The organism is Niastella sp. sgz303648, from assembly GCF_059587045.1.
The window spans coordinates 188,885-204,149 of the sequence record NZ_JCAPSW010000001.1; the positions used below are offsets into that span (position 1 = coordinate 188,885).

The 15,265-nt window shown below is 44.3% G+C and carries 11 protein-coding genes; 3 read left to right on the forward strand and 8 right to left on the reverse strand.

Going from position 1 to position 15,265, the window contains the following annotated elements:
- Positions 1 to 14: 14 nt before the first annotated feature.
- The 3 genes from AC59IL_RS00705 to AC59IL_RS00715 form a co-directional block, all read right to left on the reverse strand.
- Complete coding sequence (locus tag AC59IL_RS00705) at positions 15 to 3,230, reverse strand: SusC/RagA family TonB-linked outer membrane protein (RefSeq protein WP_496550139.1); 3,216 nt, start codon at positions 3,228 to 3,230, stop codon at positions 15 to 17.
- 961 nt (positions 3,231 to 4,191) lie between these two features.
- A complete protein-coding gene (locus AC59IL_RS00710; RefSeq protein WP_496550140.1) occupies positions 4,192 to 4,443 on the reverse strand; it encodes a hypothetical protein in 252 nt (83 codons plus the stop codon).
- Positions 4,444 to 4,706: 263 nt separating this feature from the next.
- Positions 4,707 to 5,168, reverse strand: a complete 462-nt coding sequence (locus AC59IL_RS00715; protein WP_496550141.1) for a DUF5991 domain-containing protein — start codon at positions 5,166 to 5,168, stop codon at positions 4,707 to 4,709.
- A gap of 427 nt (positions 5,169 to 5,595) precedes the next feature.
- Between AC59IL_RS00715 and AC59IL_RS00720 the strand changes: the two genes are divergently transcribed.
- From AC59IL_RS00720 to AC59IL_RS00730, 3 genes are all read left to right on the forward strand, one after another.
- Positions 5,596 to 8,631: a SusC/RagA family TonB-linked outer membrane protein gene (locus AC59IL_RS00720; RefSeq protein WP_496550142.1), complete on the forward strand. Its 3,036-nt coding sequence runs from the start codon at positions 5,596 to 5,598 to the stop codon at positions 8,629 to 8,631.
- Between the two features lie 76 nt (positions 8,632 to 8,707).
- Positions 8,708 to 10,192, forward strand: coding sequence for a RagB/SusD family nutrient uptake outer membrane protein (locus AC59IL_RS00725; RefSeq protein WP_496550143.1), 1,485 nt, complete (start codon positions 8,708 to 8,710; stop codon positions 10,190 to 10,192).
- Between the two features lie 263 nt (positions 10,193 to 10,455).
- Positions 10,456 to 11,313 carry a hypothetical protein gene (locus AC59IL_RS00730; protein ID WP_496550144.1) on the forward strand — a complete coding sequence of 286 codons (858 nt, stop codon included), beginning with the start codon at positions 10,456 to 10,458 and terminating at the stop codon, positions 11,311 to 11,313.
- A gap of 24 nt (positions 11,314 to 11,337) precedes the next feature.
- On the opposite strand, the gene AC59IL_RS00735 is transcribed toward AC59IL_RS00730, so the two are convergent.
- From AC59IL_RS00735 to AC59IL_RS00755, 5 genes are all read right to left on the reverse strand, one after another.
- Positions 11,338 to 11,883, reverse strand: coding sequence for a pyridoxamine 5'-phosphate oxidase family protein (locus AC59IL_RS00735; RefSeq protein ID WP_496550145.1), 546 nt, complete (start codon positions 11,881 to 11,883; stop codon positions 11,338 to 11,340).
- 105 nt (positions 11,884 to 11,988) lie between these two features.
- Positions 11,989 to 12,684, reverse strand: a complete 696-nt coding sequence (locus AC59IL_RS00740) for a pirin family protein (RefSeq protein WP_496550146.1) — start codon at positions 12,682 to 12,684, stop codon at positions 11,989 to 11,991.
- A 1-nt stretch (position 12,685) separates the two neighbouring features.
- Positions 12,686 to 13,192 carry a hypothetical protein gene (locus AC59IL_RS00745; protein WP_496550147.1) on the reverse strand — a complete coding sequence of 169 codons (507 nt, stop codon included), beginning with the start codon at positions 13,190 to 13,192 and terminating at the stop codon, positions 12,686 to 12,688.
- A 78-nt stretch (positions 13,193 to 13,270) separates the two neighbouring features.
- Positions 13,271 to 14,041 carry a dioxygenase family protein gene (locus tag AC59IL_RS00750; protein ID WP_496550148.1) on the reverse strand — a complete coding sequence of 257 codons (771 nt, stop codon included), beginning with the start codon at positions 14,039 to 14,041 and terminating at the stop codon, positions 13,271 to 13,273.
- Positions 14,042 to 14,403: 362 nt separating this feature from the next.
- On the reverse strand, positions 14,404 to 15,249 hold the full coding sequence (locus tag AC59IL_RS00755; protein ID WP_496550149.1) for a class I SAM-dependent methyltransferase: 846 nt from the start codon (positions 15,247 to 15,249) through the stop codon (positions 14,404 to 14,406).
- Positions 15,250 to 15,265: the final 16 nt, after the last annotated feature.

Genomic DNA, 15,265 nt, shown 5'->3' on the forward strand with positions numbered 1-15,265 from the left:
TGGATAGGATATTTTTAAAACTCAACGTTTATACCGCCGATGAAAGTCCGTGGTACGGGATAACGGCCCATATCAATTCCATTGAGGAAAACGTTGCCATTAAGCGGACCAACTTCGGGATCATATCCTGAATAGCGGGTAAAGGTGTGCAGGTTTTGCACCGTTACATAAAGCCTCATTCTGGCAATGGCGCTGAACCTTCTTTTGATCAAAGTAGAAAGGTTGTACCCGAGCGTTATATTTTGTATACGCAGGTACGAACCATTTTCGATGAACCGGTTCGATATGCCTGAATTTTCATTGGGGTCGCCGTTTACATACCGGGGCATGGTGGTATTGATATTATCGAACGTCCACCGGTTCTTTACGCTGGCCATCTGGTTGCCGGCTGTTGCGGTCATGGCCTCGCCCCATATGCGGGTATAGTTGAAGATATCATTGCCGTAGCTGCCGGTTATAAATACCGAAGCATCAAAATCTTTAAAGCTGAAGTTGTTGGTAAAACCATAGGTAAATTTCGGATTGGGGTTACCAATGATAACACGATCGTCGCCATCGATCACACCGTTCTTATCCTGGTCGCGGAACTGAATGTCGCCTAAATAAGTTCCTGTTTTTGCATCGATCGCATTATTGCGGCGAATGGCCGAACTGTACAACTGATCTACTGTTTGAAATAAACCAGCTGTTTCATAGCCATAGAACAAACCTACCGGTTGTCCTACAACTGTTTTGGTAATTGGCGGGTTGCCATTTACAGCCAGGGTTTGGGTTATGTTGGATGTTTGACTGTTCAGCTCTTTCACTACGTTTTCGTAATGTGATAAAATGAGCGTGCTTTTCCAAACGAATGGCAATGATTTTGGCGTGCGGTACATGATGCTGATATCGTACCCTTTGTTTTGCATTTTACCAAAGTTCACATAGGGCGCTGCTATCCCTACAGTACCGCTGTTGGGAATACCAATACCGGTAAAGGCGGGATAAGTGGCTGAGAATAAAAACTTATCTGATATTTTATTGTACCAGTCGAGCGTAATATTAAACTGGCCGCCTAAACCAATATCAACCCCGAAGTTGGTTTGGGTTTGATGTTCCCAGGTAACATCGGGGTTTTCATAATTGCTGATGTATTGTCCCAGGCCACTTCCGAAAGCAGTTGAGTTGATAAATACGGGGCTCAGCGTTGACCCGTATACGTAATTTGGCACGTTCTGATTACCAATTTCGCCATACCCGCCTCGGAATTTTATTAAGTCGATCACGCCCGATCTTTTGAGGCCTTCAAAAAATGATTCATTCGAAACAGTCCACGAGGCCGATAATCCGGGGAAATAGCCCACCTGTTTTCCGGGAGCGAATTTCGAGGTACGATCGCGTCGTAAATTGGCTGTGAAAGAATAGCGGTTATCGAACGAATAAATGATACGGCCGAAATACGATTCCTGTGTGCTTTGTCCTACGCTTTGCATGGCGCTGGCGGTTGATGGATCGCCGAGGCTTAACGAGTATAAATCGTTCGATGCAAATTTCGATCGTGACGAAGTAATGATGTTCCATTCGCTTTTCTGCGATTCCTGTCCCGCCATAATATTGAAATCATGCTTCCCCAGTCTTCTTTGCCAGGTCAAAACATTTCTCCAGTTCCAGTACGTGCTTTTGCTGTTCTGTATTTTATAGGTATTAAGGCTGTTGATCGACCGGCCCCAGGCGAAGGTGGGCATAAAGGCATCGCCGGTATTCCAGTTCAAATCACTACCGAAATCACTGCGAAAAGTGAAATCTCTTAAAAAGGTTGTTTGTCCGTACACATTGCTTTGCAGTTTATTTTTGGTAAGCTGCGTCATCCATGAGTTCGCCTGTGCCACAGGGTTACCTCCGCTCATGGCGCCCAGCCCGGCAATATCGCTTGGCCCGCCATAACTTCCGTCGAGATTATGTACAGGCACATCGGGCGATTGCTGAATGGCCATGGATATTACATTGCCATAGCCGTTGTTGGCATTATTGGTTAGGGTAATGCCCTGTTGTGTGCTGCCATAGCTTCCATTGATGCCCAGCTTTAACCAGGGCTTCACCTGGTTATCGAGGTTAATGCGTAGTGTTTTGCGTTTTAAACCCGAGCCTATTACAATGCCCTCCTGATCGTAGTAATTGCCGGAAATATAATAGGTAACACCTGTTTTGCCTCCCGACAAAGCCAGCTGATAATTTTGTACGTTGGCCGGTTTAAATATTTCGCGTTGCCAGTTGGTTCCCGATCCCAGCAGATCGATATTGTTAAACTGCGGCTGCCGTTCCTGACCGGTGAAATCGGCTATGCTGTTTTTATAGGCTGCATATCCTTTCAGATCGAGCAGGTCGAGGTATTTATTAATTTTTGAAACGCCGTAATATCCATCGAAGGTAATTTTGCCATCGCCGGCCTTTCCTTTTTTGGTGGTTACAATAATAACGCCGTTGGCGCCGCGGTTACCGTAAATTGAAGTAGCAGAAGCATCTTTCAAAATATCAACCGATAAAATATCATTGGGATTTAAAAAACTCAGCGCGCTCATATTCGACTCGCCATCGCCTGCAAATGATATAGCGTCTTTATTATTGTTGCCATCCATGGGCACGCCGTCGATAACGTATAAAGGTTCGGTGCCGGCAAATGTTGATATACCACGTATTTTAACCGAAACACCGCCGCCGGGTGCTCCTGAGTTTTGAGTTACTGTTACGCCCGAAGCTTTTCCCTGCAGCATCTGATCGATGCCGGTTTGCGGAAGGTTTTTGAAATCGTCGGCCCTGATAGAAAAGATCGAACTGTTTACATCTTTTCGTTTTTGTGAGCCATAACCTATCACCACCACATCATCCAAACCAACCACATCGGGTTTGAGGGTAATTACAAAGGTGGTTTCGCTGCCGATGAGCACTTCCTTTTTTTCGAAGCCCATGGCCGTAATTACCAGCGTCTGGTCTTCATCATTTATACCAAATTCAAAAAAGCCCTGTTTGTTGGTTGAATAGCCTCTGAGGCTTCCTTTGATCACAATATTGGCGCCGGCAATCGGCGAGCCATCTTCAGCAACTACTTTGCCTGTAATTTTAGTGGGTGGTGTAGCGGCTTTGTGTGGTTCCTTTGTGTTGGCTAAAGAACCGATCGAAGTGAGCAAAAACATTATCGGAATTCCATAAAATTTGACAATAGCGTTAACTAATGAAAAAGTATAATTTTTCATAAATTCGCAGTGTTGGTTTTAATAGTTATTGAATCAACTGCCTGCATCGCACTTTCCAGGTAACAGATACAGGCATAATAGCGAAGCTTGTAATGCAGCAAACATTGCAGGCTTCTTTTTTTTGCGTAGGATGATGGTTATTGTTACATAAGGTCTGGTTTTAAGGTTAACTAATAAGGGTATATTATTTCGTTACTTTTTTACATGTTTGGAATTTCATAATCAGTAACAGGTAGCAGGTATCGCTCCGGTGATTCACCGGATGGTAAGCAGTAATATATCTTCACCTTTAACTTACACGTGCAGCAATAGATACAGAGATAATATCAGGGCGCATGGTATAGGGAATACCGCCTGGAGGGAATTGCTGACAGTGATATGCACTGTTTGGGTTCAGATTTTTCATGGTTGTCACAAGCAGGGTGTTAGTGAAAAAAACAGATTTTTAAATTACCTGAGCTACAATTATATGATAAATTTTATGATAATGTAAACGTTTACACTTATAAAATTAGTATAAAGCCCCCGGCAGTAACCCGCAAAACGCCAGGGGCTTTTGTATGATTTTTAATCATTATAAAATAAATACCAATGTGTTATACGTCTTAAACGGTAGCCATAATATTTTTTTTAAACATGCGTTGATCAATATGCGTAACTCAAAGTATTACGATGGCCCGTTAGGAATAGTTTGAGGTTTGAGGTTTGAAGTTTGTGGTTTGTGGTTCTTCGGTGAAACTTCCCATGTAATGATTATCCTGTTGCATTTTTTAGTTGCCGGATTTACTAATGAATTTCCAAAGCGCGGCAGCAACCACAAACCATAAACCACAAACCAGCAACAAATTAATTCGAGGGCCATTCCACATCATCTATATAAGCCGTCCATGTGCCCGATTGGTAGCTATACGAAGTCTTCGACCTCGTATAGCGAATTGAAACAATTTGTTTGGTAAGGCGCTTATTTCAGAAAAGCGATCTTACCAATTCTGCTGGGTACAAACGCGGCTTTGGTTTCATCGTAATAATAGGTACATACACCTGTACCCGCTTCGCATACATAATCAACTCCATAAGTGCCTGCAGGAACATAGTCTTCTCCGCGTAAGTAATATTGTGCTCTTTCTTTGTAAGGGGATTTAGATGAAGCAATGGCAGCTGTGGCGGCTACAATAATGGCAGATGCATGAAGAAGGATTCTCATCTTTCTCATAAGGATAAATATTTAGGTTTAATAATACCCTAAATATACTTAAATAACGCTGAAAGATGAACGCCGGTGAAATGCTCAACGCTCAACGCTTAATGCGGAACGCAAAAAGCGAAATACCGAAGGAAGCTGAACGCTGAAGCGAAATGCCGCTGAAATGCTCAACGCTGAACGCTGAACACAAAACGCAAAGCCCATAACACTGGGCGCTGCATTTTTATGCATTGAGCATTATGCGTTAGGCGTTAAGCATTAAGCGTTGCGCGTTAAGCCTTTTTCTTCTTTTTTTCTTTGAAGCACAACCCTTCTTCGGCAGGATAATCGGAGAGCTTTGGCTGCAGCGTGTTCCAGCAGGTGATGACTTTACTGCTGTCTTTTTTTAAACTGAATAAAATATCGCCTGGTCTGAAATCTTCTGCCCCATCGATGTATTTGTTGTAAATAACATCTACTCTGGAAGAATCGCCCGACAGCGTGGTTAATAACTTCACATAAGTTGTTAACCCCGTTATTTCGAGCAGGCCCCAGCAGGTATCACGCTGTTGCGACACCGATAGCTCCCATTCCATGATGCGGTTAATACCGGTTGCAGTAGGTACAGGCTCTTCTTTATAAATATAATCGCCTGTCCAGGCAGCGCAGTTTTTACCCGTGTTGCTTTTTGAACATGCCAGTCCAATAATAAAAAGTATAGTAAGGGAAAGAATTAAGGGTAGATTTTTTTTCATAGATACGAATCATCATTTATTACCAATGGAAATAATACACTACGGCTATTTCTCAGATTACTGATTAATGTGGTAATAAGGGGTCCGGTCGGGAAGTGCAGAGGCTATACTTATGGGGTTGCCAACATTCAGGTCAGCAGCGCAATGATACAATTTCCTGTTTATTTGACGGCCATTTTTTGGATCTGTGTATAAAAATAAAAAAACATCAACTGAACAGCATTAATTATCCGGCCATTATACATGACGGGAAACATCTATTTCATCAAAATCACATTATCATTAATTCGTATGTTTTGCAGATTCACACAACATATTAGTTGTTTTTTGTATGCTTTGCAAACGTTTCCGTAAATAATCCTGCCCTTGTATATGAATTTAGTTTAAAATTACTGTCTTCCTAATTGCACGATTTAAAACTATTGCTATGCCAAACACCAGCTCGCTGCTTGCAGTGCTTGTATTATTATTTGCAGGCCCATTCGCCTTTGCACAGAACAAACAGTTTACAGGAAAAGTCTCCAACGCACAAAAATCGCCTCTTGGCGGTGTAACGGTTCAGATCAAAAACGCCAAAACCTCTACAGCAACAGCCAACGACGGAATGTTCACCCTGTCATCGCCTCTTGATAAGGCGGTGCTGGTATTTTCTTCCGTTGGTTTTCAGGCCAAAGAAGTTGCTGCTACAGCCGGAGTTCCCGTTGAAGTAGAATTAAAAGAAGAAGCTCAGGGCCTTACCGATGTGGTAGTGGTGGGTTATGGAACCCAGCGCAAGACCGAGCTCACGGGTTCGGTATCTTCTATCCGAAATGAAAAGCTGCGCGAAATGCCGGTTGTTAGTGTTGAACAAGCCGTTTCGGGCCGGCTGGCCGGCGTACAGGTACAGCAAACATCAGGGCAACCGGGCGCGGGTATCAGCGTTCGCGTTCGTGGTGTATCGTCTATCGCCGGAGGCAACGAACCCCTTTATGTAATTGATGGATTGCCACAGTTCAACGACGATGTTCGCGGCGCTAATGGATTGGCAACTATCAATCCGTCGGACATTGAATCGATCGAAGTATTGAAAGATGCCTCGGCCACCGCCATCTATGGTTCACGCGGCGCCAACGGGGTGGTAATGGTTACCACCAAAAGTGGCCGTGCAGGCCAGGCACGGGTAGTATTCGAAAGTTCGGTAGGTGTGCAGAAAATTCGTAAAAAGCTCGACCTGATGAATGCTGCGGAATATGTTGATTTTTCAAAACGGTTTTATACCAACTCCAATATTGCATTCCCTGCCGATCTTACCGCCTATACACCTGGTGTAAGCACCGACTGGCAGGATGAAGTCTTTCGCACCGCATTGCTCACCAACAATAACCTCAGCGTTTCAGGGGGAAACGAACGTACACGTTATTATATATCCACCGGGTATATCGATCAGCAGGGTATTGTTCGCAACAGCGGTTACAAACGCGGTTCCATACGCCTGAATATCGATAGCAAAGTAAGCGACCATTTCGCCATTCAGTCGCGCATGACCGTTTCACGGGCCAAACAAAACGGCTTCTCACCTTCCGTTGGCGATAATACCCGCAACTTTGGTAAATCGGGTATTGGTTCGGTTATGCGTGCCATAAGCACCGTACCGGTAAAAAATGCCGATGGCACCTATACAGATGCTACGCCGTTCAGCTTTAATGGTATCGATGCCGAAAACCCGGTGGCCATGGCCGATGAAGTACTTGACCAAAACACCACCACCCGTATACAGGGTGGTGTTGATTTTAAAACCACTATTATAAAAGGACTTACCAATACCACCCGTTTATCGGGCGACTTTTATCATATTCGCCGCGACCTGTATTTTCCTCGTATACTGCCCCGCTTGGGTAATAACATCGGCTCGGCCGAACTGGGCAACTACGATAAAACATCTTTACTGGCCGAAGATTTTCTGGAATATAAATACAACCTGTCGGCACTCTCTTACATAGAGGCCATTGGCGGTGTATCGTATCAGAAAGAACGACTGAATACCATTGACCTGGCAGCTTCGGGATTTGGTACCGATCAGTTAAAGAACTACAACTTTAATTCGGCCAGTTCGGTTAGTAAACCGCTTACGAATATTACAGAGAACACGATTTTGAGCGCCTTTGCACGGGTGCGTTTTAATTACAACGACAAATATATGTTTGCAGCCAGCATCAGAAGAGATGGCGCTTCGGTATTTGCTGAAAATAATAAATACGGTGTGTTCCCCTCCGTTTCTGCAGCCTGGCGCGTAACGGAAGAAGATTTCCTGAAAAATGTAAACTGGTTATCGAGCCTGAAAGTAAGAGCCAGTTGGGGGCAGGCAGGTAATCCGGCTATCAAGCCTTACCAGAGCTTACTGTTAGGGCAAACCGTAAATACCGGCCAGGGTGCGGGCACAGGCTTGTCGGTTGGATTGGCGCCTACATTTCCCAATCCCAATCTGAAATGGGAAACCACCACACAAACCGATATCGGTGTTGATGCCGGTGTATTCAATGAAAAATTTCGCCTCACCTTCGATTATTATATCAAAACAACCAGCAATCTGTTGGCGCTGGTACAATTGCCACCCAGCGCAGGTGTTGGCGCCGGTATAGGCTCTGGCCCCGGACAAATCATCGACAATGTAGGCGAGGTACAAAACAAAGGATGGGAGTTAACGCTTGGTACCAACATTGTGAATAAAGGCGACTGGATGGTTGCGATTGATGTAAATCTGTCGCAAAACAAAAACAAAGTAACCAAAACAAAAGACGGTAAAGATATTCCAACTATTGCCGGTGGTAACGACGCTTCAGGTTCCAACAGCATTATTCGTCAGGGCGAACCGCTCTCAGCTTTTTACGGTCCTAAATTTTTAGGTCTTGATAAAGACGGCGTTCCCTTACACGAAAACCTGAATGGCGATAAAGACAATACAGGCCGCGATCTTATCAACGCACTCGACAACCAGATCATCGGCAGCCCCTACCCCGATCTGTATTACGGCATCAACCCAACCATACGGTATAAACGATTTACTCTTACTTCGGTTTGGGCCGGTGTTAGCGGTTCAAAGATCAACAATGCCGCCTTATTCGATCTTACCATTCCAACCGTAGTGGGCCAGTATAACAAGCTAAAAGCTGCGAATGATTTTTATCCCACACCCAGCGCTACGGCAGCCAATTATCATTTCAGAAGCGACCGGTATATGGAAAACGGATCATTCTTCCGCTTACGCAATATCCGGCTCGATTACAATGTAAACATGGGCAGCAGCAAAGTGATCAAAAACCTGAATGTGTATGTAAGCGCACAGAACCTGTTAACGTTCACCCATTACTCGGGATACGATCCTGAAGTGAACACCTTTAACGGAAACGACCGCCGGCAGGGGGTTGACCTGGGCGCTTATCCTGCAGCCAAAACGTATAACCTCGGATTTGGGATAACATTTTAATCGTGAATGGTGAATGGTCAATGGTGAATAAATACCTGTTTGATCAAACACACTAATAATATAAAACAATGCTTTTATGAAACGTAATAATATCTTTTACATATACATTGTTCTGGCTTTGCTGGCAGTCGCCAATACAAGCTGTAAAAAGTTGCTTGAAGAAGAACCAAAAGCAACCGCTACTTTAGGCGATCTGGATGCTACCACCCTCGATCAAACGATCATTGGCGTGTATGAACCCATGACCCGCAGCCGCGGCCGTTTATGGGAATCGACCGTTGGACTGGGGCTTGAATTAATGAGCGAATATGCCGACGGCGGATCGAGCCAGCTGAACTGGAGCAATTACAATAACCTGATGAACCTGCCTAATAACTTTGCCCAGTCATGGACAACTTTATATGAAGCGATCGGAAGGGCCAATACATTAATCAACAATCTCGACGCCAATACCACGCTTAGCGATTCAGTAAAAAAGAAAGCGTATGGTGAAGCTCTTTTTGTACGCGCCAACTGTTATTATTTTGCCGTGCGGGTGTGGGGTAAAGTGCCCATGAGGTTGAAACCCATTGTTAATGCCAATGATGTGGCGCTGGCGTTATCAGAAATTCCGGCTATTTACGACCAGATAAAAACCGACCTGAAGTTTGCAGAAACTGCCCTCCCCGCCACTACCAAATCGCCGGGCCGGGCAACCGCCGGTGCTGCCAAAACCGCTCTGGCCGATGTATATCTTACAATGGGGGACTATCAGAATGCGCGCATTAAGGCCAAAGAAGTGCTGGATAATAAAGCTACCTACGGGTACGACCTCGAGCCTTTGCTGGCTACCGTTTATTCGCCCACGTTAGCCACCAATAAGGAAGATGTATTTTCCTTAAAATTTTCACAGATCGTCGACAAAGGCGCCTTCATGGCTTCGTACTGGGCCGATTCAAAGGCCAAATTAGCCGGTTATTCGGTAAGCGGTAATAAATTCGGTGGCATTATTTCTGTAGCCCCGCTTATTCAGGGCTGGGACGATAACGACCTGCGTAAAAAATTCAGCTTGTACAACAGCTATTATATTAATGGGGTGTTAACAGCAGCCGAAGTAGAGAAAGACATTTACGATTTGCGCATGGGCAAATACAAAGACCCCGATGCCCCGATCGATACCGGTAATGGCAACGACTTTTACTTGTTTCGCTTTGCCGATGTGCTGCTGATCTTTGCCGAAGCTGAGAATAAGCTCAATGGCCCTACCGCTGCGGCTTACGATGCCATCAACCAGGTACGCCGCCGTGGTTATGGCGTGCCCACCAATACGCCCAGTGCTACGGCCGATTTACCTGCAGCGCTTAGTCAAACGGCATTTGATGATATGGTATTCCGTGAAAGAGGTTATGAATTTATTGGAGAAGACAAACGCTGGTTCGATATGGTGCGCACCAACCGGGTAGCGCAGGCGATCAATGGCGTTAATGCAGTGATTAAATTCCCGGCCCGCAAACCGGTGCCAACCAAATTGTTGTTTGGTTTACCGGATGTTGAGTTGCAGAATAATCCGCTCGCAAAGTAAAAGGCACAAGGCACCCGCCTCAGCTAAAGCTTTGGCGGGCCCAGGATAGGAAAAACATGCAGGGTGGGTCATTCGCCGGTTGGCGGATGGCTCACCCTTTTTTATTGATATAAATCATAATCTATCAAAATTGTCATTTCAACTCACAGGCTAACGCTATACTACCCGCTCTTATACTTAAATTGCAGTACATCCCTCCCCGGTTGAATGATTACTTATCCCTCTCTTTTTCTTCACATCTAAAAACCTACAGTATGTACTGCATGAACCAAACGATGCTTCAGCGGGTATTAAAAATCGTAGTAGTATCTTTTATTATCGCTACAATGTTACCCAACAACAACTGCTATGCGCAAACTAACCCGCAAAGAATTTTTGTGGGGGTTACATTCATTAAAATTCGGCCGGGCAAACAGGATCAGTACCAGCAATTGATAGAAAAATACGGTAAAAAGATCAATGAATATTTTTATAAAAAAGAAAACCTGCTTGGCTGGTACCTGTACAAAACACTTATGCCATCAGGCGCCTCGGCCGATTATGATTATGCCGCAGTGAATGTAGTCACTTCCCTTTCCGACCTGCTTGACCCGCCTGGTAACCAGAAAGATTTATTAAAAAAAGTATTTCCCGAAATGAATGATAAAATGATTGCCGATATGATGGCAAAGTACGACTCGGCACGTATTGTAATATGGCGTGAAGTGTATACGCCGGTTGAAGGCGCTCAAACAGGCGATACATCCAACCCGGTTCCTGCAAAATACATGGAAGTAGATATGATGCATCCGGCTGCCGGTAAAACCGATGATTATATAAAACTGGAAAAAGAAACCGTTAAGCCCCTGCATGCCGAACGGATAAAATCGGGCTACCTGCGAAACTGGGGATTGTATGAAAAAGTGTTTGCCGATGAAAGATCAGGCTTTGAATTTGTTACCGTTAACTTCTATGATAACCTCGATAAAATAGGCGGCGGCTATGAAGATGCCATGAAAAAAGTTATGCCGCAAACGAATATGAATACACTGTTCACCCAAATCGTGGCTGCGCGTACAATGATACGTTCTGAAATATGGAAGCTGGTGTATTATGTTGATCGATCCAATACGAAGAAATAAAAACCTGATAATTTTTAATGTTTCTTAAAATAAGGAAGTAGGCAATCCATCCATACTCACCCGGTTCTTTTCCTGTTTGTATGCCTCGAGGCCTTCTGCACCTTTGGCATCGGCCCATTTTTGTGCATGGTCTCTTTCTCCGGTATATTCATACAGAGGCACACTGAAACCGCAGGATGTTTGCACTTTATGAATATCGGCTACAATAATTTGCCGTGTTGCAGGCTGCAGGGTGAAATGAGCCGACAATGACGTCCAGGTTGAATCGCCGGGCAAAATTGTATATCCTTTACCATACAGTCGTAATATATTCGGAGGTCCGTCGAATGCGCAGAACATAAAAGTGATGCGGCCGTTTTCAAGTATATGGGCAGATGTTTCATTACCGCTGCCTGTAATATCCATATAAGCCACCTTCGTAGGTGAAAGAATGCGGAAACTATCTAAGCCCTTCGGTGAAAGGTTTACATGACCTTTATCGCTAAGAGGAGCTGTTGCTACAAAAAACAGCTTTTGTTTTTCTATAAATGTTTTATGATGTTCCTGTATGCTTGTAAAAAACTTTCCCATGCTTTTTTAAGGCACAAGATACAAGAAACAAAGCACAAGGTCTTGCGGTTTAGTCAGACTGACTGAATTTAACGAATTGTGCCTTGTACCTTGTGCCTTGGTTCTTTATAATGGAAATTCAATGACCAGGATGATCGCATCATTCGATAAGGCCTCCCACTCTGCTGCTGAGGTTTCCCACAGGGCCAGCCCGTCACGGGGATGCAACAGGCGGTATTGCACTTCAAAAACACCTTCAATAACAAACGTAAACAATCCGTTACCGGGTTTTTGCAATTCATAAACCGCTTCTTCGCGCCCGGCATATTTACCAATGGAATATTTTACCGCCGTGTTCGTGGAACCAATTGACATCTGCCGGTTCTTATTGTTGTTGATGTCGAAAGCCTGTACCTGAGGGTTGGTGTCAACGATGGCCGTTGTTCTTTTGATCCAGATCTGTAAAAAATTAACCAGTTCATCTTTGTACGGGTTGACTATTTGTAGGGTTGTTCCTTTTGGCAACGAACTTACCAGGCATTCTCCGGCCTCAGCTATGTTGTTATTACCTAAACTATCCTTATACGAAACAGCGCCTACCACAGGTAATAAAAGAACGTCGAAATCATCTTCGAGCGTCATCGTTAAACTTTTGCCCCCTGCCAGCGTATCATCGTTCAATACATACAGCGGACCAAAAGGGGTTTTATGCTCATGCTGGTAATTTCCGAAGTTAAAGGTGTTATAACTTCTGAACCAGTCCATTTCGTTGTGGCCACGATCATCTGACAGAAATATTTTTCCTTTTGTTTGCTGTATCATATCAGTCAACGGGTTTTATTGAATAAATGCTCACAAACGGGGGCAGTGTAAACAACTCTGTTAATATTTCGCCATTCTCGGTATTGCCGGGAACCGATAACAGCAACTGGTTATTGATCGTATCGTGCCAAATCAGGTGATCGGTAAAAAAATTAATAGCAACCTGATGTTTTGATTTATCTTTTATATCAGAGTTGATGATCTCGAAGCGGAAATTTTTGAACGGCAGGAATAATCTGCCCAGATTATTAGTAAGATCGGGTATTTTGCCATGCAGCTGTTGCAAATAGCCTATAACGGCGGCGCTTACCAGAAAATGCAGTTTTTCGGCATTGGGCACATGCGTTATCAGCTCGCCGAACGAGGTATACTTCTTTTCCTGGTTATACAACTGCGATTGCATCAAAAATTCGGTATACGAATCATTAAACACAAATTTATCCCAGGGCCGCGTAGCACTGCTGTCAATGATTTTGCGGTAACACAACCGTATTAAGGCTTTTTGCATAGCGCTTCTTTTTTTATTTGTTACCGGTTACCAGCCCCCTGTTGCCAGGAAACCGGTAACTGGTAACCGGTAACATTTTTATGCTGATACATAAATGGTATGCGTAAGCGTATATCCGCCCGAAAGGCTGCCCGATACACTGCTGGCCAATTCGTTACTCACTGAATCGGTGAATACAGTATCAGATGCATTATAGGTATAACCGGTCATACCCTTGGTATAACCATAAGCAGTACCACCGCTTCCGTTCACGGTTGCCACGGCGCTGCTGCTGCCTTCGGGGAAAGCGATTTGTGTAACCAGCAACGAAGTGCCCGATGAATTATAAACGTGCACATGAATATGCGTTGCACGGCTTGTGTACCATCCGGGAAATATCGAAGTAAAGGTTACCAGTCCGTTTGAATCGGTAGTTTGTCTTCCTCTCAAAAAGTGATACGATGTATAATCAACAGTTTGCATGCTGGTACCACCGTATTCGGAATAATAACCATCCTTATCACAATGCCATATATCTACCAGGGCGCCCGATAAGGCAGCGCAACTGTTGTTCTTATTCATTATATATATCTTAATAGTAAAGGCAACACCGGTTCTGTCGCCTACGATATTGCTTTGAACAAGGGTACTGGGCGATTTGGTGGGAAATGGTCCTTCGGTTTCGGATGAGGTTGCAGTACAGGTACCTGAACCTGATGTACCTGAACCGGATGAGGAATCGGTACCCGAGCTGGAAGATGAATCTGAACTACTGTCTGATGTGTCTTTTTTGCATGCATTGGCTAATGGCGCAATCGCGGCAAGACCTAAAGCAGCTAATCCATTTTTCAAAAAATGTTTTCTTTCCATAATAAATTGTTTAAGTTGTTTAGCTCTGATTAATTCCTCTGACCGTATTTCTATGTAAAGTTTAATTGATAATCAGGCATACAGGCCTGTTCCTCGGTGAATTTGGGAATTGTATCGGTGAATTAAACCGGCCGGTCGGAAAATAATGGAGGGGCGCCAAAACTATCATCCTGCGCTTACAGGCATTTTATGCATAAAGTAGTACAATAAAAATGGGCCACCTGCCCGCATGCAGATGACCCAACTACTAATAAAATTTGATCTTAGAAGACGCAAAGTTTATCGCTTCGCGATCTTTAAGGGCGCAAAGAAAAAGCATTGCGGCTTTGCGCCTTGGCGCGAAATTTTCTTAACTTGATTAATTAACTCTTAGCTTCAAACAAACAAACGCCCGACCACGGTATATCGCCTTTGTTGGGGCCTTCGGGTTCGGGAAGGGCGGAAAAGGCCAGCATGTCGCCCGATAATCTGTTTAACGCAGCAGCTGTTTTTAACATTGATTTCGATTCAAGCCATTTCCAGCCGTAATGTTCCAGAAATGCTTCGCCTTCTTTCGGTGCAAATTTCAGTTCGGTAGTGTCTTTTAAAAATGCGCCCATTTCTTTTTTGGCCACCGCCAGCACGGCCGGTGAAATAAGATCAAATACCAGGCGTTTGAAATTCGGCTGCGCCGACAGATCAATAAAAAAATCGGCAGCCTGCTCTTCACTCAGATAACCGATCAGCCCTTCGGCTATAATCAGCGTTTTTTTGTTCAGATCATTCAATTCTTTAAACAAATCAGTCCGGGCATCCCTTTGCGAAAGGTCGAGCGATATTCTTTTTAATTCGCAAACCGGCATTTCATCGGCCAGCATTTTTTCTTTGTAAACAATCATGGCAGGAAAATCGACTTCAATCCATGTAAGAGTGGCAGGTAACTGCATCCGGTACGGACGGGTATCCAAACCGGCAGCGAGGTTGATGATCATATCGAATCCTTCAGCAACATGTTGAAGTATGTACTGATCGATTAACCAGGTGCGGGCAACAAATGACCAGCTGATCTTTTTACCAAATTCAATGGCATTGGCAATTTCCTGTCCCCGTTCGCCGGCAAGCAGCCGCGCAAAAGGATCAACAAAAACAGCATCGGGCCGGTCGCTTTCATCGGCCCTGTACACGGCAACCCAAAGCGCCGTATCGGAAATGTTATTAATAGCATCCATAGCAAGCAGGTTTAAG